Annotated in this window: 15 protein-coding genes; 5 read left to right on the top strand and 10 right to left on the bottom strand. The window is 66.5% G+C overall.

The window, feature by feature from the left end:
• Positions 1 to 6: 6 nt before the first annotated feature.
• Positions 7 to 486 (bottom strand): DUF7984 family protein, encoded by a 480-nt coding sequence (locus MXB53_RS10290; protein ID WP_248897306.1) that lies wholly within the window; start codon positions 484 to 486, stop codon positions 7 to 9.
• A gap of 244 nt (positions 487 to 730) precedes the next feature.
• Between MXB53_RS10290 and MXB53_RS10285 the strand changes: the two genes are divergently transcribed.
• Complete coding sequence (locus MXB53_RS10285; RefSeq protein ID WP_248897304.1) at positions 731 to 2656, top strand: beta-CASP ribonuclease aCPSF1; 1926 nt, start codon at positions 731 to 733, stop codon at positions 2654 to 2656.
• Here the strand turns inward: MXB53_RS10285 and MXB53_RS10280 are convergent.
• From MXB53_RS10280 to MXB53_RS10270, 3 genes are all read right to left on the bottom strand, one after another.
• Positions 2649 to 3452, bottom strand: a complete 804-nt coding sequence (locus MXB53_RS10280) for an endonuclease III domain-containing protein (RefSeq protein ID WP_248897302.1) — start codon at positions 3450 to 3452, stop codon at positions 2649 to 2651. The two genes, MXB53_RS10285 and MXB53_RS10280, sit on opposite strands and share 8 nt — an antisense overlap.
• 36 nt (positions 3453 to 3488) lie before the next feature.
• Positions 3489 to 3902, bottom strand: coding sequence for a DUF371 domain-containing protein (locus MXB53_RS10275; RefSeq protein ID WP_248897300.1), 414 nt, complete (start codon positions 3900 to 3902; stop codon positions 3489 to 3491).
• Between the two features lie 139 nt (positions 3903 to 4041).
• Positions 4042 to 4197, bottom strand: coding sequence for a hypothetical protein (locus MXB53_RS10270; protein WP_248897299.1), 156 nt, complete (start codon positions 4195 to 4197; stop codon positions 4042 to 4044).
• 324 nt (positions 4198 to 4521) lie between these two features.
• On the opposite strand from MXB53_RS10270, the gene MXB53_RS10265 reads away from it, so the two are divergent.
• The 3 genes from MXB53_RS10265 to MXB53_RS10255 all read left to right on the top strand — a co-directional run bounded on the left by MXB53_RS10265 (position 4522) and on the right by MXB53_RS10255 (position 7826).
• Positions 4522 to 5445, top strand: coding sequence for a coiled-coil protein (locus MXB53_RS10265; protein ID WP_248897297.1), 924 nt, complete (start codon positions 4522 to 4524; stop codon positions 5443 to 5445).
• A gap of 131 nt (positions 5446 to 5576) precedes the next feature.
• Positions 5577 to 6575, top strand: a complete 999-nt coding sequence (sppA, locus tag MXB53_RS10260) for a signal peptide peptidase SppA (protein ID WP_248897295.1) — start codon at positions 5577 to 5579, stop codon at positions 6573 to 6575.
• Positions 6576 to 6701: 126 nt separating this feature from the next.
• Positions 6702 to 7826 carry a DUF373 family protein gene (locus MXB53_RS10255; RefSeq protein WP_248897293.1) on the top strand — a complete coding sequence of 375 codons (1125 nt, stop codon included), beginning with the start codon at positions 6702 to 6704 and terminating at the stop codon, positions 7824 to 7826.
• Here the strand turns inward: MXB53_RS10255 and MXB53_RS10250 are convergent, their stop codons facing one another.
• From MXB53_RS10250 to MXB53_RS10230, 5 genes are all read right to left on the bottom strand, one after another.
• Positions 7827 to 8630, bottom strand: a complete 804-nt coding sequence (locus tag MXB53_RS10250; RefSeq protein ID WP_248897291.1) for an aldo/keto reductase — start codon at positions 8628 to 8630, stop codon at positions 7827 to 7829. It lies immediately after the preceding gene.
• Between the two features lie 56 nt (positions 8631 to 8686).
• Positions 8687 to 9922: a digeranylgeranylglycerophospholipid reductase gene (locus MXB53_RS10245; protein ID WP_248897290.1), complete on the bottom strand. Its 1236-nt coding sequence runs from the start codon at positions 9920 to 9922 to the stop codon at positions 8687 to 8689.
• Between the two features lie 50 nt (positions 9923 to 9972).
• Positions 9973 to 11205 (bottom strand): MFS transporter, encoded by a 1233-nt coding sequence (locus MXB53_RS10240; RefSeq protein ID WP_248897288.1) that lies wholly within the window; start codon positions 11203 to 11205, stop codon positions 9973 to 9975.
• A gap of 144 nt (positions 11206 to 11349) precedes the next feature.
• Complete coding sequence (locus MXB53_RS10235) at positions 11350 to 12213, bottom strand: 2-oxoacid:ferredoxin oxidoreductase subunit beta (RefSeq protein ID WP_248897286.1); 864 nt, start codon at positions 12211 to 12213, stop codon at positions 11350 to 11352.
• Complete coding sequence (locus MXB53_RS10230) at positions 12210 to 13976, bottom strand: 2-oxoacid:acceptor oxidoreductase subunit alpha (RefSeq protein WP_248897284.1); 1767 nt, start codon at positions 13974 to 13976, stop codon at positions 12210 to 12212. The genes MXB53_RS10235 and MXB53_RS10230 overlap by 4 nt, the downstream gene beginning before the upstream one ends.
• 213 nt (positions 13977 to 14189) lie before the next feature.
• Here MXB53_RS10230 and acs point away from each other — a divergent pair, with 213 nt between their 5' ends.
• Entirely contained in the window at positions 14190 to 16184 is a 1995-nt protein-coding gene (gene acs, locus MXB53_RS10225; RefSeq protein ID WP_248897283.1) for an acetate--CoA ligase, read from the top strand.
• A gap of 217 nt (positions 16185 to 16401) precedes the next feature.
• Here the strand turns inward: acs and MXB53_RS10220 are convergent, their stop codons facing one another.
• Positions 16402 to 17883: a sodium:solute symporter family transporter gene (locus MXB53_RS10220; protein ID WP_248897281.1), complete on the bottom strand. Its 1482-nt coding sequence runs from the start codon at positions 17881 to 17883 to the stop codon at positions 16402 to 16404.
• Between the last annotated feature and the right edge of the window lie 116 nt (positions 17884 to 17999).

Below are 17999 nucleotides of genomic sequence, written 5' to 3'. Positions count from 1 at the left end.
TGGGCGCTACGGGTCGACCGCGAACGGGCTTTCGCCCTCCGTCCACTCCCATCCCGGGAGCCGGGTCTGGAATCCGGCGGCCAGCGCGGCGTCCAGGTCGTCCGCGCCCGCGCCGCCGTCGGTGTGGGTCGTCACGTCGGCGAAATGGAAGGTGGCCTGGGCGAGGAGCGCGAGCGGTTGCCCGCCAGCGACGGTCGCGGCGAGTTCCCGGCCGAGCACTTCGTCGACGACGAAGCCGGGGTAGTCGCCCGCGACGTCGAGGTCGCGGAGCAAGCCCACGTAGCCGGCGACGTTGACCGCGCGGTCGCCGTCCGCGAAGACGGCGCGCACCTCGTCGCGGTAGGCGTCTCGGGACACGTCGTCCACGTCGACATCGAAACAGTCGCCGAGGCGCGCTCGCGTCTCGTTGATCAGGGGGACGACCGTGGGCGCTCGCTCGTTCACCCACTCGCGTTCGGCCGCGACCACCGACGGTGTGAGTTCCATAGCGGTCGTCGGGTCGCTCTCGCCTTCGGTTTTGCGAAGGCTTTTATAACGTTGGGGTGATAGAATGACGCAAGCGGGTTTTCGCTGTCTCTTCCCGCAGCCGAGCACCTCCCGTACCCGTACATTATGCGCTCTCACGTCACGACCGCGGCACGGCCACCGACCGTCGGCAGTCGGTGTCTCCCGTCGCCCCTGACTGGGATCGAGCGCCGACGGCAAGACGGAGGGCTCTCACCCGGAACATATGAGCTCCGTAGATAAGCAACTCGAGGACCTGGAAGCAGAGATCGAAGAGGAACTACCGCCCGGTATATCGGTGTCCGACGTGAAATACGAGGGCCCCGAACTGGTCGTGTACACGCGCGATCCGAAGGAGTTCGCGAGCGACGGTGACCTGATACGGTCGCTGGCGAGCAAGCTTCGCAAGCGCATCACCGTGCGCCCGGACCCCGACGTACTGATGGACATCGAGGAGGCCCGTGAACGGATTCAGGATGTCATTCCGGAGGACGCGGGCGTTACCGACCTGGATTTCCACGCCGACACCGGCGAGGTCGTCATCGAGGCCGAGAAGCCGGGCATGGTGATCGGCCGGCACGGCTCGACCCTCCGCGAAATCACGCAGGCCATCGGGTGGACGCCCGAGGTGGTCCGGACGCCGCCCATCGAGTCCTCCACCGTCTCGAACGTCCGCAACTTCCTGAAACAGGAGCGCGAGGAACGCCGGGATATCCTCGAACGTGTCGGTCGTCAGATTCACCGCGAGGAGATGGCCGACGACCAGTGGGTGCGTATCACCACCCTGGGCTGCTGTCGCGAGGTCGGCCGCGCGAGTTTCATTCTCTCGACCGCCGAGACGCGCATCCTGATCGACTGCGGCGACAAACCCGGTGCCGAGGGCGAGGTGCCCTACCTGCAGGTGCCCGAGGCCGCCCCGCTGAACTCCATCGACGCCGTCGTGCTCACGCACGCTCACCTCGACCACTCCGCGCTCATCCCGCTACTGTTCAAGTACGGCTACGACGGTCCCATCTACTGTACGGAACCCACCCGTGATCTGATGGGGCTGCTCACCCTCGACTACCTCGACGTGGCCTCGAAGGAAGGCCGCACGCCGCCCTACGAGAGCGAGATGGTGCGCGAGGCGATCAAACACACCGTCCCGCTCGAATACGGCGACGTGACCGACATCGCGCCGGACGTGAAACTCACCTTCCACAACGCCGGTCACATCCTCGGCTCCGCCGTCTCTCACTTCCACATCGGCGACGGCCTCTACAACGTGGCGTTCTCGGGTGACATCCACTACGAGGACACGCGCCTGTTCAACGGCGCCGTCAACGACTTCCCGCGGGTCGAGACGCTCGTCCTCGAATCCACCTACGGCGGGCGCAACGACTATCAGACCGACCAGGCGGACTCCGAGCGCAACCTCCTGGAGATCATCAACGACACCTACGAACAGGACGGGAAAATCGTCATTCCGGCGTTCGCAGTCGGGCGATCCCAGGAGATCATGCTCGTCCTCGAGGAAGCGATGCGGAGCGGCAAGATCCCGCGGATGCCCGTCCACCTCGACGGGATGATCTGGGAGGCGACGGCGATTCACACCACCTACCCCGAGTATCTCCGCGACGACCTCCGGGACCGCATCTTCCACGAGGACGAGAACCCCTTCCTCGCCGAGGAGTTCAACCACATCGACGCCGGCGAGGACGAACGCCAGGAAGTCGCCGACGGCGACTCGGCCATCATCCTCTCGACGTCGGGGATGGTCACCGGCGGCCCGATCATGTCCTGGCTCCGCCATCTCGGTCCGGATCCGGACTCGACGCTCGTGTTCGTCGGCTACCAGGCCCAGGGAACCCTCGGCCGCCGCATCCAGAACGGCTGGGACGAGATTCCGATGAACGACCGCGGGCGCTCCGGGCGCGGGCGCGGCAACACGCTCTCGCTCAACATGGGCGTCGAAACCGTCGACGGCTTCTCCGGCCACGCCGACCGGCAGGGCCTCGAGAACTTCGTCAAGACGATGAATCCGCGCCCCGAGAAAGTGCTCTGTGTCCACGGCGACGAGCGCTCCGTGCAGGACCTCTCCTCGGCGCTCTATCACGACTACAACATGCGGACGTTCGCCCCGAAGAACCTCGAAACGTTCCGGTTCAAGTAGCGTCCGCGGGGTCGACGACGTCGCCCGTTTCGGGTGAGACGCCGACCCGGTCACACAGGTCCGCGAGCGGGCACGCCTCCGGACCGTCGAGACACGCTGGCTTTCGCGCCGAACAGTAGTCGCGCCCGAACTGGATCATTGCGGTGTGCCCGAATCCGCATTTCTCGGTCGGTACGGATTCTTCGAGCGCCTCGCGAACGGCCTCGTGGTCGGCGTCCGGCGGCGCCAGGCCCATCCGGCGAGCGACGCGGTGGACGTGTGTATCGACGGGGAAAACGCCGCCGCGCCCGCCGGCAAAGAGGAGGACGCAGTCCGCAGTCTTGGGGCCGACGCCACGGATCGAGAGGAGTCGATCGCGCACTGCGGCCGGGTCGCCCTTCCGGACGAAGCGGTCGAACGCCTCGCTGTCGCCGAACTCGGCGACGACTTCCTCGGCAGCCTCGCTGATGACGCGGGATTTCTGCTTGTGGAGGCCGGCCGGTTGGATGGTTTCGGCGAGTCGCTCGCGGTCGGCGTTCACCAGCGTCACGGCGAGGTCGGTGTCGGGGCCGTCGTAGCGCTGGAGCAGGGCGTCGAACGCCGGTTGGCTGGCCACGTCGCTCGTGTTCTGACTCAGCACCGTGCGGACGAGACAGGGGAAGGCGTCGCGGCCGCCGTAGGCCTTCTGCCAGTACATGTCGCCCAGTGCGTCGACGACGGCTTCGGCCCGCGTTTCGGGATCACCGGTCGGGAACTGAGTGTCGACGCCGCCGCCGTCGGTGCCGCCGCTGACGTTCTCGGCTGGTTCCTCGGGCATGGCTGATCGTTGGCGTCCGAGAGCAAAAACGCGGCGTCACTCGACGGTCAGCGTGAGCGTGAGATCGGCGCCGGCTTCGAGGGCGGCGATCAGGTCGCGGTCCAGATCAGCCGCAGCGGCGTCGGCGCCGACGGCGACGGTGCGGTCGTCGGCGTACGTGCTCGTCCGCACGACGGCGCTCCGGTCGCTCTCGAAGGTGAGGTCGGGGTGGCCGCGGGCCTGGACGCGTTCGACCGTGCCGTCGGCCTCGAGGGTCAGCGTGATGGTCGATCCCGGATCGCGGCAGGCGGCGACGAAGTCGTCGTCGAAGTCGGCCGGTGCCCGGTCGGCGTCGATGCCGACGATGCAGTCGCCGGCGGGCGTCAACCAGTCGTCGGTCGTCACTTCGAACGTGCTCTCGTGGGTCGCAGCGACGTGTTCGTGACCGTGGGCGTGGACGACCTCTCGCATGGCCTCGGATCGCCGGTCTTCACTCAAAGCGGTGCCGGTTCATACTGTCGGCTGTATCATACGGATTATTGTAACTATTTACCGGTGGTTCGCGGAGACGGTCCAGCGACCCACCGGTACTGACTTACAATAAACCGTATCAGTCCCGCACGACCGTCACGGTCACCGCGCCACAGGCGCACTCGTAGGCCCGCCGCTCGCCGGCCTCGGTCCGCAGCGTCAGCATCAGGGCGCTGTCGTCGAGGGGTCGATCACAGCCGGCCGCCTCGCACGTGCTGGTGAGGTTTTCGAGCATATCCAATCATGTTGGATGAGCTACCAAGAAGCCGAGCCAACCCCGCGGTGAAAGTGAAACTGGAGCGTCCCCGGCGTTGTTTTATATGTATTCCCGCACCTCGTGTCAACCGTTAACACGGCTGTACCCGGGGCTGTGCCACCGTTTTGCAGGGTTTCGACCACCGAAGGGTTTATACATATGTCGGCTGTACAATTTAGTACCAACACGCCTCCGGCGTTTTGGTGGCATCGCACGCAGAATGATCGGGAATTCTTATCCACGGTTGGTCGCGCGCCGATTAGTCACCAGTCTCGCCGGAGCGGTGGTATCGAGGTTTCAACAATGGTAACAACTGAAGAAGTACTCAACGAATTCGACGTCGCACCCCTCAACGAAGCGGACAACGTCGAACTCACGGACGAGCAGCTCGAAAACGACTCGAAGGGACAGCTCATCAAACTCGCCGGACAGCTCCGGGACCGACGCAACGAACTCAACCAGATGGCGTCGGAGCGCGCCTCGAAGCGCGACGACCTGAACGCCAAGACGCGCGAGAAGGTCGACGAGGCCCAGGAACACCGCGAAAAGCGGGACGAACTCAATGAGAAGGTCCAGGAACACAAAGAGAGTCGTAACGAGCTCAACGCCGAGGCCAACGAACTCTTCGATCAGGTAGAAGAGCTGAAACAGGACCTCGAGCTCGGGGACGGCAAGGATCTGGAAGAACTCGAAGAGGAAATCGAGGAGCTCGAATTTCGACAGCAGACCGAAGTCCTGAGCGCCGAGGACGAACGCGAACTCATCGAGAAGATCGAGGAGAAACGCGAGGAGTACCAGCAGCGCAAGGACAAACTCGACGACGCGAGCGAACTCGAAGACCTCGTCGAGGAGGCCGAAGAGGTCCGCTCCGAAGCGTCCCAGCACCACCAGAAGGTGACGGAACTCGCGGACAAGGCCCAAGAACACCACAACCAGATGATCGAGGCCTACCGCGAGGCCGACGAGATCCGTGACAAGGCCGACGAGATGCACGAACTCTTCGTCGAGGCCCAGGAAGCGGCCGACCGCCACCACGAGGACTTCGTCCGCGTCCAGAAGCGCCTGCGCGAACTCGACAAGGAAGAGGAAGAGGAGCAGCAGGACGAGCGCGAAGCCGAGCGCGAGGCCGCCAAGGAGGAGGCCGAGGAGATCTACCAGAAGTTCAAGGAAGGCGAAACCCTCGACACCGAGGACCTGATGAAGCTCCAGAAAACGGGGCTTCTGTAGTTCGGCGACGCTGCTGACGCGGTTTTTCTCCGGCTCGTTACGTCGACAGTCCCGACTCCGGGAGTGCCCCGACCGCACAGCCGACAGTATTTATACCGCGCCGGTCCCCACATCGCGTATGGTGAGACTGTGTGAGTGACGGCGACGACATCGGTCGACTCGTGATCGTCGGCCTGGGCGGGTTCGTCGCGGCCCTCCTCGGCATCGTGGTCTTCGTGGTCGTTCCCGGATCGTTCGCGGAACTGCTCGGCGTGCTGTTGACCGTCGGCGTCGTACTGGTCGGCACCCGTGCCGCGACCCGGATCGCCGACTCGGTGTTTCCCGACTACAACACCGCCGAGGTGGCCGTCAAGGGGCCGATCACGCGAGACGGCGGAAAGCCCGGTCCGCTCCCGGGCGGAGTCATCGGCGCCACGGCCGACGAAATCGTCGAGCAGATCGAGTGCGCAGACGAGGACGACGCCGTCGACGCCCTCCTGGTGAAACTCGACACGCCCGGCGGGGAGGTCGTCCCGAGCGACGACATCCGCCGCGCGGCGGCGGCGTTCGACGGGCCGACCATCGCGTACGCGACCGACATCTGCGCCAGCGGCGGCTACTGGATCGCCAGCGGCTGTGACGAACTCTGGGCGCGACGGCCGACGGTCGTCGGCAGCATCGGCGTCATCGGCTCGCAGGTGAATGTCTCCGAGTTGGCCGACGACCTCGGGGTCTCCTACGAGCGCTTCGCCGCCGGCAAGTACAAGGACGCCGGGATGCCGCTGAAGGAACTCTCCGAAGACGAACGGGAGTACCTGCAGGGCATCGTCGACGGCTTCTACGACGACTTCGTCGACCGCGTGGCCGAGGGCCGGGAGATGGATCCCGAGGCGATCCGCGACACCGAGGCCCGCGTCTACCTCGGCGAGGATGCTGCCGAACGGGGACTGGTCGACGAACTCGGCGACAGGGCGGCCGTGGAGGACCACGTCGCGGACCTGCTCGACACCGAGGTGTCCGTCCGCGAGTTCGCGCCCGAGCGCGGACTGGCCGATCGCCTCCGGGGTGGTGTGACGGCCGCCGTCTACGCCTTTGGCGCGGGCGTCGCGAGCGTCGTCGCCGACGAGCAGGGCTTCCGTCTCCGGTTCTGAACCGGTCTATATCGCGTTTTGGCAGTCAGCAGCGATTCGCTATTGGGTGACGAACACCCCGAGCCGGTTACAGACGACCGCATGACTGGCGAGAGATATTTATCCCCATAGGTAGTTCTCGGAACCGTGACCACGCTCGTCCTGTGTGTCGACCGTGCCGACGACATCGGCCGGACCGTCGGCGTGTCGATGCCAGTCGACGGGTGGGATGCGGTGCGGTCGCTGGTGACGGAGGTCGGCCTCGCGGACCCCGAGGATTCGACGGTCAACTGCCTGCTCGAATCGCTGCGCGTCACGCGGGACCTCCGTAGCGACGGCGAGGACGCCATGGTCGCCGTCGTCTCCGGCGCGGGTAACTCCGCCGTCGGTGCCGACCGCTCCGTCGCGGCCCAGATCGATACGCTGCTCGACCGCCACGACCCCGACTCCGCCATCGTCGTCACGGACAGCGCCGACGACGAACGACTCCTCCCCATCGTCGAGAGTCGCCTCCCCGTCGACTCGGTCGACCGGGTCGTCGTCCGACAGGCCCGCGACATCGAGTCCACGTACTACCTCCTGAAGCAGTTCCTGGCCGACGAGCAACTCCGCTCGACCGTGCTGGTTCCGCTCGGCGTCGGCCTGCTCCTCCTGCCGGTGTTGCTCGTGCGGTTCTCCGTCGGCGTCGCGCTCGCGGGCCTCGCCTCGCTGCTCGGTGCTGCGGTGTTGTACAAGGGCCTCGCCATCGACGACTACCTCGCTCGCCTGCCCGACCGGACCCGTGAGGCCCTCTACTCGGGGCAGGTGTCGGTCGTCACTTACGCCGTCGCGGGCGGCCTCACGCTCGTCGGGGGGTTCCTCGGGGTGCTCGCCGTCTCCCCCGTCGACGACAGCGTCAGCGGCGTCAGCCTCGTCCCGATCATGCAGTTTTTCTACAGCAGCATCCCGTGGCTGGCGCTGGCGGCGCTCACCGCGAGCGCCGGGCGCCTCCTCGACGAACTCATCGACGCGGATCGGGTGCCGCGGCCGTATCTGAACCTCCCGTTCGGCGTCGTCGCCCTCGGTCTCGTCGTCCGCGGCTTCGCGGGCTACTTCCTCGAGCGCGAGGGCGTCCTCACCCACCTGCAACTGTTCGGCGTGCCGATCCCGCCGACCGAACGCCTCGCGCTTTTCGTCGTCTCCGCCATCGTCGTCTCGTTGGCCGGGGTCCGGATCGCTGCGACCGTCGATGACGCGGACGACGCCGACGCCGAGACCGTCGACCGCCCGTGATCACCAGGGCGCGAAGTCGGGGTCGACGAGGCGTTTTCGCTCGTCGATGGCGTCGATCCGCGCCACGTCGTCGGCATCGAGTTCGACCGAACGCGACGCCCAGTTGTCGCGGATGTGGGTCTCGCTCGTGGCTTTCGGAATGGCCGTCACGCCCTTCTCGCGAAGCCACGCGAGCGACACCTGGGCCTCGCTGGCGTCGTGTTTCTCCGCGACCGCCTGAATCTCCGGTGAGTCGAACACTTCGCCCCGGGCCAGCGGGGAGTACGCCACGACTTCGATGTCGTTGGCGGCGCAGTGGTCGCGGAGTTCGGTCTGCGGGAGGAAGGGGTGGCATTCGATCTGGTTCGCGAAGATGGGGGCGTCGGTCACCTCGATGGCCTCGGTCACCTGATCGGGTTCGAAGTTGCTGATTCCGATGTGGTCGATTTTCCCCTCGTCGCGGAGTCGCTCGAACGCGGCGAGCGTCTCCGCGGCGTCGTAGTCGCCGGCCGGCCAGTGGACGTAGAGCAGGTCGACGTAGTCGACGCCGAGTTCGTCGAGGCTCTCCTCGGTCGACGACAGCACGTCGTCGGGCGCGAGCTGATCGATCCACACCTTCGTCGCGAGAAAGATGTCGTCGCGGGGGATGTCCGCCTGCGCGAGGCCGTCGCCGACGTGTTCTTCGTTGTCGTAGGCCTGTGCGGTGTCGATGTGGCGATAGCCCAGTTCGAGGGCGGTCGCCACTGCGTTGGCACACGCTTCCGGATCGGTGTTCTGCCACGTTCCGAGACCGAGCATCGGCGGTTCGTTCGGGGACTGAGACATATCCAATTGAAGGGCCGAGACGCCGAAAGGCGTTGGGGAAGCGTGGGTACGTGCCGCTACTCCGTCAGGCGCTCTTTCGCGAACTTGCCGAGCAGGGGGATGTCGCGGAGGTGGAGCAGACTGAGCATCGCGCGGACGTTCCCGGCGTTGGCTTTCGCCAGCAGGTCGCTGTCGGCCGCACGGAGGTCGTCCATCAGCGTATCGTACCGTTCGTTCGGCGCGAGGTAGAGCAGTTCCGTCATCAGGAGGCGTTCTCGCATCCGCGGGGCCACTTCGCTGTGCCAGAGTTTGCTGTACACCGATATCGCTTCGGCCGAGGTGTCGGGCACCTCGTTCGTGAAACAGCGGTCGGCGGTGATGGCGGCCATCCGCCCCGATTTCATCCCCTTGTGGATCCCCTCGCCCCACAGCGGATCGACGGTCGGCACAGCGTCGCCGATGGCCATGAAGCTGTCCGTGTAGAGCTTATCCGGCATCTGGATGTGGGCGGAGCCGCGGTGCTGCTGCTTGTCCGAGATGCGCTCGGCGTCGGCAAAGCGCGGGTCGGTGTCGAGCCAGTGTTCGAGATAGTCGTCGATGCTCGTGTCGTCACGGCCGTACCGGTCGTGGTTGTCGTTCTGGATGTAACAGAGACCGACCTTCGCGGTGTCGCCGCCGGTGTGGAAGACCCACGAGTAGCCGCCAGGGGCGAACTCATGATCCAGGCGGAGCATCATCGTGTTGGTGAGGTCGGCGTACTGCGGGTGATCGATGTCGACGCCCTCCATCTCCCACTCGATGCCGATGGCCTGGTGTTTGCGCTGCAGGTCGCTCACGTCCAGTGCCTTCGCGAGCGGTGCCGCGGGCCCCGTCGCGTCGACGACGATGTCGGCGTACGCTTCCTCGTCGCCCGCGTACCGGACGCCGGCGATCACGCCGTCCTCCATGATCGGGCCGTTCACTCGGGCGTCGAACCGGTAGGTCGCGCCCTCCTCGCGGCCCTTCTGCACCAGCCAGCGCTTGAACGACGCGAAATCGAGGACGGCACCGGGCTGGTGCTGGACGTAGTGGTCGTTGGGCGACTCCAGCACCACGTCGTCGGTGTAGTTCATCACGACTTCGTCCGGAACGCCGAACGAGGCCATCATCGAAGGAAACGTCCCGGCGGTCGACTTGTTGCTCTGGCGGGGGAAGCCGTCCTCCTGCTCGGCTTCGAGGACGACGACATCGTACCCCCGCTGAGCGAGGTCGCGGGCGCACTGGGCCCCGGCGGGCCCCGCGCCGGCGACAATCACGTCGAAACGGTCGGACATATACGTCGATACCGGGTGAGCGTATTCAGTCTTGCTGAACGGGGACGGAGCTACTGGTCCGACGGCCCTTCGCCGAACCGCTGAAACACGGCGCCCCAGGCGCTCATCGCGAGGGCGACGCCGCCGAGCAACAGAAAGGCGCCGTCGAACCGCCCGTAGTCGGCGAGCTGTCCGACCACGAGCGGCCCGATCGCACCGAACGCGATGTAACCCGTCCGGAGGAGGCCGAACCCGCTGCCCTGAATCTCCTCGGGGAGCGCACTGACGCCCGCGGCGTTCGCCGCGGGCATCCCGCCCAGCATACAGCTCAGGAGTACGATGACGCCGACCAGCGCGAGAAACGTCTCGGCGACGGTCAGCAGGACGAACGCAGGAACGCTGAGGCCGAGGAACGCGGTGATCGCGACCCGGTTGCCGAAGCGGTCGGCCACCGCGCCGGACAGGAACTGGATGCCGATGGCCGTCGCGAAAAAGAGGCTGAACAGCGACGCCGCCGTGCTCGGAGCCAGGCCCTTGACATCAGTGAGATACGTCGGGAGAAACCCCGTCACGCTCTGGTAGAGGAACATGTTGAGCGACAGGAGGAGGGTGACCGCGAGCACGCGGGGACTTCTGATCGCCGCCGCGACCTTCGACATCGTCTGCGTGAACGACGCCTCCGCCGTGGCCGTCGCGGCCCGACGCGGGACGAACAGCCAGAGTCCCGCGGCCGACAGGAGCAAGAGCGGCACGAGAACGCCGAAGCCACCGCGCCAGCCCAGATAGACGCTGACGAACCCAGCGGTCGCGGGGAGGACGACGTTACCGACGTTGCCGGACGCCTGGCTCACGCTGATCGCGGTCGTCTCCATCCGGTCGTACACCGCCGAGAGCACGGTGATGCGGGTGGTTCCGTAGAGGCCGGTGCTGAAGCCGAGCAGAATCGTCGCCAGCACGAACAGCGGGAGGGTCGTCGAGAGCGCGAGCGCGCCGACCCCGAGGATGGTGAACAGGACGCTCCCGCTGAGGACGACTCGTTCGCCCACTGCGTCGGCCAGCGCGCCGCCCGGGAACTGAAAGAGCGCGTACGTCGTCCAGAGGACGCCGATGAACAGGCCGGTGGTGGCGTGGCTGACACCGAACTCCGCGGTCACCTGCGGCAGGAGGGCCGGGTAGACGATGCGCACGCCGAGCGAGAGAAACCAGCCGAGCGAGACGAACAGCAGGACCCAGCCGGAGCCGTCGCGCCGAAGATCGCTGACGATGTCGGTTACCGAGGTGCCGAAGCGAGACAGCGTGGACATCGAGTGGAGGTATTTCGCTCTGGGACTTGAGTCGTTCCGTTTGTCGGGGCGGCGGCGCCGATTCATACGGTTTATTGTCAGTCAGTACCGGTGGGTCGCTGGACCGTCCCAGCGACCACCGGTAACCAGTTCCAATAATCCGTATCAGTAGAACTCGCGGACGAGATCCATCGCGTCGTCGGGGGCGCCGTTCGGGATGTCGGTCATGTCGGCGGCGACGCCGTGGCTCTCGCCGTAGGGCACCGAGTCATCGTTGCGGTAGAGGACGCCCTGGTACTCCGCGTCCCGGTCGAGGATGCGCGACCGGGCGTCGTCGTAGTCGGTCGGGTCGTGCTCCGTCTCCTCGAGGTCGACGATCTGATCGCGGAAGTAGTCGTACGTGTCGACGTCGTTGAACGTCACGCAGGGACTGAACACGTTGACGAAGCCGAAGCCGTCGTGTTCGACGGCCTGCTTGACGATGTCGGCGTGGCGCTGGGCGTCCGTCGAGAACGACTGGGCGATGAAGGTGCCGCTCGCGGCGAGGGCGAGCGCCAGGGGATTGACCGGCGGTTGCTGGGGGCCTTCCGGCGTCGTCGACGTTTCGAAGTCCTCGCGGCTGGTCGGCGAGGCCTGGCCCTTCGTCAGTCCGTAGATGCGGTTGTCCATGACCACGTAGGTCATGTCGACGTTGCGGCGGACGGCGTGGATGAAATGGCCCGCGCCGATGGAGTAGCCGTCGCCGTCGCCGCCCGCGACCATCACCTCGATGTCGGGGTTGGCGAGTTTGACGCCGGCGCCGACCGGGAGCGCGCGGCCGTGGACGCCGTGGATGGCGTACGACCGCATGTACGTCCCGATCTTGCCGGAACAGCCGATGCCGGCGACGACGAAGGTGTCGTCGGGGCTGTTGCCGGTCTCGGCTAAGGCTTTCATCATCCCGTTCATGGTGCCGAAGTCGCCACAGCCCGGACACCAGGTCGGCTGTGCGTCGGATTTGAAGTCGGTGAATCGAACGTTGGAACTCATGCAGTGGCTTCCTCCGTGTCGTCCGTCAGGACTGCGGCGATGCGCTCGGCGAGTTCGTCCGCCTTGAAGCGGACGCCGTCGTACTTGTTGATCCGGGTGACGCGCGTCAGCGTGTCGTGTTCGACGATGTCGGCGAACTGCCCCGTCGCGTTGCATTCGACGACGATGACGGTCTCGGCGGCTTCGACCGCCTCCGTCAGATCGGGGCGGGGGAAGAGATACGGCACCGAGAGATATCGCGCGTCGATCCCCTCGTCGTCGAGGAACCGCTCGGCTTCGATCAGCGCCCCCTCGTTCGACCCCCACGAGAGCACGAGCGTCTCGGCGTCGGGATCGCCGAACTCCCGGGGTTCGAACGCCTCGCGCTCCCGGGCCGTCTCGACTTTCCGGGAGCGTTTGTCAACCTGCTGGACGCGCATCTCCCGATCCTCGGTCCGGCGACCGAGTTCGTCGTGTTCGAGCCCCGTCGACATGTGAACGCCGCCCTCAGTCCCCGGCAGGGAGCGCGGGCTGATGCCGTCGTCGGTGAGCGCGTGGGGCTTGAACCGTCCTTCCTCGTCCTGCCACTCGCCGACGGTCCCCTCGTCGACGATCTTCCCGCGCTCGATCTCGACCGCGTCCATGTCGAACTCCTCGGGTGGGTACGTCTGCTCGGTGACTGCGAGCGAGAGGTCGGCGGTGAGATACACCGGGATCTGGTATTTCTCGGCGAGGTTGAACGCCTCGACGGTCTTGTGGAAACAGTCGGCGATGGTCGTCGGCGCGAGGACGAACCGCGGCACTTCCCCGTGGCCACCGTAGAGCAGGGTGTTCAGGTCGCCCTGTTCCTGCTTGGTCGGCATCCCGGTCGAGGGGCCGGAGCGCATCACGTCGACGATGACCAGCGGCGTCTCGCTGGTCGCGATCAGGCCGAACGTCTCGGTCATGAGGTCGATCCCGGGACCGGAGGTGGCGGTCATCGACCGGGCGCCCGCCCGGGCGGCGCCGAGCGCGAGGTTGATCGCGGCGAGTTCGTCCTCGGCTTGGACGACGTGGCCGCCGTAGCGCTCGACCCGTCCGGTGAGATACTCCATCACGTTGGTCGCGGGGGTGATGGGGTAGCCCGCGTAGAAGCGACAGCCTGCAGCGATGGCGCCCATACCGATGGCCTCGTCGCCGTTCAGGAGGACGTAGTTCTCGTCGGTACACTCGAGATCGTAGCCGAAGGGCTGGTCGAACTCCGATTCGACGTACTCGCGGCCCTTCCGCGCCGCCGACTTGTTGTTGTCGACGATGGCCTCGCCCTTGTCCCCGAAGCGTTTCTCCAGCGCGCTGTCGAGGTTCTCGATGGGAAAGCCGCTGACGGCACACGCGGCGCCGAGGGCGACGACGTTGCGCATGATGGCCCCGCCGGCGTCTTCGGCGAGGCTTTTCAGAGGCACGTCGAGGCCGATCACGTCCTCGGGGATCTCGACGTCCTGCATCGTCGTTCGGTCCCCATCGTAGATGATAACGCTCCCCTCGTGGAGTTCGTTCAGGTTCTCGTCGATGGTCCGCTGGGTGAGTGCGATGAGCACGTCCAGCCGGTCGACGACGCTCTGTACCTGGTCTACTGACGTGCGGACTTTGTACGCCGTGTAGCCGCCCCGAATGCGCGACGCGAAGTCTTTGGAGGTGAACACGTGCCGACCGGCCCTCGAGAGCGCCTGGGCGAAGATTTTCCCGGTGGAGTCGATGCCGTCACCGGCCTCGCCACCGATCGCCCAATTGAAGTCCGCAGGCATGCTGTGTGGTGCATATCCGCCGGCCCGCTCAAAAGCCTTCTGAATGGTTCGGGTTCCCGCAAAAACGGCGCAACGCGGCGATTTTCCGACACGACGCGCCACCGACATGACTCATCTCACGAACGTCACCGTCATCCCGTTCGGACGAGTGTCCGTACGCTACCGGCGCATGGCGTAGATTTATCACGAACGATCGGAAAATCTCCGGTGAGCATGTCCGACGACGACATCGAACTGGAGGCCCGTCTCGAGGAACAGGCGACATTCGAGCCCTCGGACGCGTTCGTCGAGCAGGCGAACGTCTCGGATCCAGACATCTACGACGAGTTCGAGGAGAACTGGCCGGAATGCTGGGAGGGGGCTGCCGACCTCCTCGACTGGGACGAGGAGTACGATCAGGTGCTCGACGACTCGAACCCGCCCTTCTACGAGTGGTTCACTGACGGTAAACTGAACGCCTCGGCCAACTGTCTCGACCGCCACCTGGAGGAGCGTGGCGACGAGGCGGCCATCGAGTGGGTCGGCGAACCCGTCACCGAGGACAACCGCACGTACACCTACGCGGAACTCCACCGCGAGGTCAACGAGGCCGCGGCTGCGCTCCGCGATCTCGGCGTCGGCGAGGACGACGTGGTGACGATGTACATGCCGATGATCCCGGAGCTCCCCATCGCGATGCTCGCGTGTGCGCGCATCGGCGCGCCACACAGCGTCGTGTTCGCCGGGTTCTCCGCCGACGCGCTGGCGACCCGGATGAACGCCGCCGACTCCGAGTATCTGGTCACCTGCGACGGCTACTACCGCCGCGGCGACCCGCTCGACCACCTCTCGAAGGCAAACGAGGGGCTCGCGGGCGTCGACCACGACGTCGAGGGCGTCGTCGTGGCCGAACGTCTGCGCGAGGGCGACGGCTTCGGACACGACTTCGCCGACAACCAGCACGCCTACGCCGACCTCGTCGCAGAACACGAGGGTGCGGAAGTGGAGCCGGTCCAGCGCGACGCCGAGGACATGCTGTTCTTGATGTACACGTCGGGGACCACCGGACAGCCGAAAGGCGTCAAACACACCACCGGCGGCTACCTCGCGTGGACGGCGTGGACCTCGCAGGCGGTCCTCGACATCAAGCCCGAGGACACCTACTTCTGCTCGGCCGACATCGGCTGGATCACCGGCCACTCCTACATCGTCTACGGGCCGCTCGCGCTCGGCACGACGACGATGATGTACGAGGGGACGCCGGACCATCCCGAACGCGACCGTCTCTGGCAGATCATCGAGGAGTACGAGGCGAACCAGCTCTACACCGCGCCGACGGCCATCCGCGCGTTCATGAAGTGGGGCGCGGAGTACCCCGACCGGTGTGACCTCTCCAGCCTCCGTCTGCTCGGGACGGTCGGCGAACCCATCAACCCCCGCGCGTGGAAGTGGTACTACAAACACATCGGCGACGAGGAGTGTCCCATCGTGGACACGTGGTGGCAGACCGAAACCGGCGGCATGATGGTCACGACGCTGCCCGGCGCCAACACGATGAAGCCGGGCAGCGCCGGGCCGCCCCTGCCGGGCGTCGACGCCACCGTCGTCGACACCAACGGCGACGATGTCGAGGCCGGCCGCGCCGGCTATCTCACCGTCAACAAGCCGTGGCCCGGGATGCTCCGCACGCTCTATAAGAACGACGAGCGGTACATCGAGGAGTACTGGTCGGAGTATTCGGACACCGACAGCTCCGACCCCGAGGACTGGGTGTACTTCCCGGAGGACGGCGCGAAACTCGACGAAGACGGTTACATCACCGTCCTCGGCCGCGTGGACGACGTGCTCAACGTCTCCGGGCACCGGCTCGGGACGATGGAGATCGAATCCGCCATCGTCGGCGTGGAAGGCGTCGCGGAGGCCGCCGTCGTCGGCGGCGATCACGACGTGAAAGGCGAGGCTGTGTACGCCTACGTCATCACCGAGGACGGCTACGACGAGACCGACGAACTGCGCGACCAAATCATCGCGGCGGTCGAGGATGCCATCGGCCCGATCGCGCGCCCCGAACGCGTCGTCTTCTCGCCCGATCTGCCCAAAACCCGGTCCGGGAAGATCATGCGGCGACTGCTCGAAGACATCGCCAACCAGGCCGAACTGGGCGACACGTCGACGCTTCGGAACCCCGACATCGTCGAGGACATCCAGGCGAAGATCGGCGGCGACTGAGACGGGTTGCTGTAACACCACGGCGATCGTCCGACTGCGGGCGATCGGTGTAGAAATGACTCACGGCGATCCGGATGAGACGGGTCGCCGTCCGTCACGTCCGAGCGCTATTTTTCGGTCCGCTCTCGCCACACGGCGAGCAGTTCGTAGACGAAGACGACGCCGACCAGGGCCAGCGACCCCCAGACCAGGACGGCGAAGCCGAGCGCCGAGAGCGTCATCGTCGCTCACCCCCCTCGTCGAGATCCTGCATCTCCTCGTCGAGTCGGTCGAGGTCGTACCGCCCGCCGCCGAGGCGCGCGGTCACCACGGCCAGCACGGTCGAGACGGCGGCCGCGCCGACGAAGGCGTTGAAGTACGACGCCGCGGGGAGCGCCGCCAGCGGGAGGACGCCCCGAGCCGGCGGGAAGAAGGCGGCGCCGACGACGAGACCGGTGGCACTGGCCAGCAACACGCCGCCGGACCACGCCCGTGGCGAGTAGAGACCGTAGAGGAGGGGGACGAACGTCGCCGCGGCGAGGAGGTCCGCCAGGAGGAACAGGGTGAGCACGGAGTAGCCCTGGGCGCCGACCACCGTCGCCGCGGCGGCGACGCCGACAGTCACCGCGCGGGCGGCGGTCGTGAGGCGGTCGTCGTCCACGTCGAGGAGGCGCGGCAGATCCGCGGTGACGACGCTCGCGATGGCGTTGAACAGGGTGTCGGCGCTGGAGACGACCAGCAGCACCGCGAGGATGGCAACCGCGACGACGGCGGGGTCGGGCAGGACTTCGGTCACGACGAGGAAAAAGGAGATGCTCGCGTCGGCGGGCGCCTCGACCAGGCCGAGACCGACGGCGATGGGGCCGAACACGCCCGCGAGAAAGACCATCGGCACGACGGCGACGGCGGCGACGAGGAAGGAGCGCCGGAGCGTCCCCGCGTCGCTCGCGGCGTAGACGCGCTGCCACCACGCCTGGTTCAGCATCTCCGCGCCGACGACGGCGACGACGACGTACGCGCCGAACTCGAGCCCCGACGCCGACCCCACCGCGAGCAGTTCGGGGGCGGTGTCGACGATGGACGCGTGGGCGGCGTCGGTGCCGCCGAGCGCGAGCAGGGTGACGACGACGCTCACGATCAGGAGCGGCAGGATGAGCACCGTCTGGACGGTGTCGGTCACGATGCTCGCTCGCAACCCGCCGTAGCCGGTGTACGCGAGGACGGTGACGCCGACGACGGTCGCGGTCTGCCAGCCGGGAACGCCGGCGATCAGCGAGAGCGCGCTCGCGATGCCCGTGAACTCGGCCGCGAGGAAGACGAACATGTAGGCGACGGACACCAGGAGGACGTAGGCGTACATCGCCGTCCCGTAGCGGGCGTAGGCGTACTCGGTGAGGCTGTGCCCCCGTGGAAGCAGGTGACGGATGCGCGGGCCGATGAGGGCGAAGGCCGCGAGGGCGAGCGCCGACCCCGCGGCGTAGCCGGCGACGGCCGTGATGCCGCCGAAGGCCGCGCCGGCCTCGGCGGGACTGAACAGGATCCACGCCCCCATACTGGAGGCGACGAGGGTGGCCGTCAGCGTCCCCCCGCCCGCCGAGTTTCGGGCCGTGATGTAGTCTTCGACCGTCTCGATGCGACCCCGCGCGTACCACGCGCCGAACGCGGCGAAGGCGAGCAACACGACCGTCAGCAGGCCGAGCAGTCGGGTGGTCGTTACCACGGTAGCGACCCTCCGATATGGTGCCAGTACATGACTGCCGGTGCGAGGTGCACCGAGTAATAGCTTGTGTTATAACTGGGTAATCGGCTCATGCGGTTTATTGTAAGTCGTGACCG

Source organism: Haloplanus sp. XH21, from assembly GCF_023276355.1.
GTDB classification, from domain to species: domain Archaea; phylum Halobacteriota; class Halobacteria; order Halobacteriales; family Haloferacaceae; genus Haloplanus; species Haloplanus halobius.
Note: the sequence above shows the minus strand (reverse complement) of the source record. Positions and strands in the feature narration are given on the sequence as shown.

What these genes read in the sequence shown, in the direction of transcription:
- acs (WP_248897283.1), top strand. Translation starts at nt 14,190, where the DNA reads ATGTCCGACGACGACATCGAACTGGAGGCCCGTCTCGAGGAACAGGCG.
- MXB53_RS10230 (WP_248897284.1), bottom strand. Translation starts at nt 13,976, where the DNA reads ATGCCTGCGGACTTCAATTGGGCGATCGGTGGCGAGGCCGGTGACGGC.
- MXB53_RS10285 (WP_248897304.1), top strand. Translation starts at nt 731, where the DNA reads ATGAGCTCCGTAGATAAGCAACTCGAGGACCTGGAAGCAGAGATCGAA.
- MXB53_RS10245 (WP_248897290.1), bottom strand. Translation starts at nt 9,922, where the DNA reads ATGTCCGACCGTTTCGACGTGATTGTCGCCGGCGCGGGGCCCGCCGGG.
- MXB53_RS10265 (WP_248897297.1), top strand. Translation starts at nt 4,522, where the DNA reads ATGGTAACAACTGAAGAAGTACTCAACGAATTCGACGTCGCACCCCTC.
- MXB53_RS10290 (WP_248897306.1), bottom strand. Translation starts at nt 486, where the DNA reads ATGGAACTCACACCGTCGGTGGTCGCGGCCGAACGCGAGTGGGTGAAC.
- MXB53_RS10235 (WP_248897286.1), bottom strand. Translation starts at nt 12,213, where the DNA reads ATGAGTTCCAACGTTCGATTCACCGACTTCAAATCCGACGCACAGCCG.
- MXB53_RS10280 (WP_248897302.1), bottom strand. Translation starts at nt 3,452, where the DNA reads ATGCCCGAGGAACCAGCCGAGAACGTCAGCGGCGGCACCGACGGCGGC.
- MXB53_RS10275 (WP_248897300.1), bottom strand. Translation starts at nt 3,902, where the DNA reads ATGCGAGAGGTCGTCCACGCCCACGGTCACGAACACGTCGCTGCGACC.
- MXB53_RS10240 (WP_248897288.1), bottom strand. Translation starts at nt 11,205, where the DNA reads ATGTCCACGCTGTCTCGCTTCGGCACCTCGGTAACCGACATCGTCAGC.
- MXB53_RS10270 (WP_248897299.1), bottom strand. Translation starts at nt 4,197, where the DNA reads ATGCTCGAAAACCTCACCAGCACGTGCGAGGCGGCCGGCTGTGATCGA.
- MXB53_RS10250 (WP_248897291.1), bottom strand. Translation starts at nt 8,630, where the DNA reads ATGTCTCAGTCCCCGAACGAACCGCCGATGCTCGGTCTCGGAACGTGG.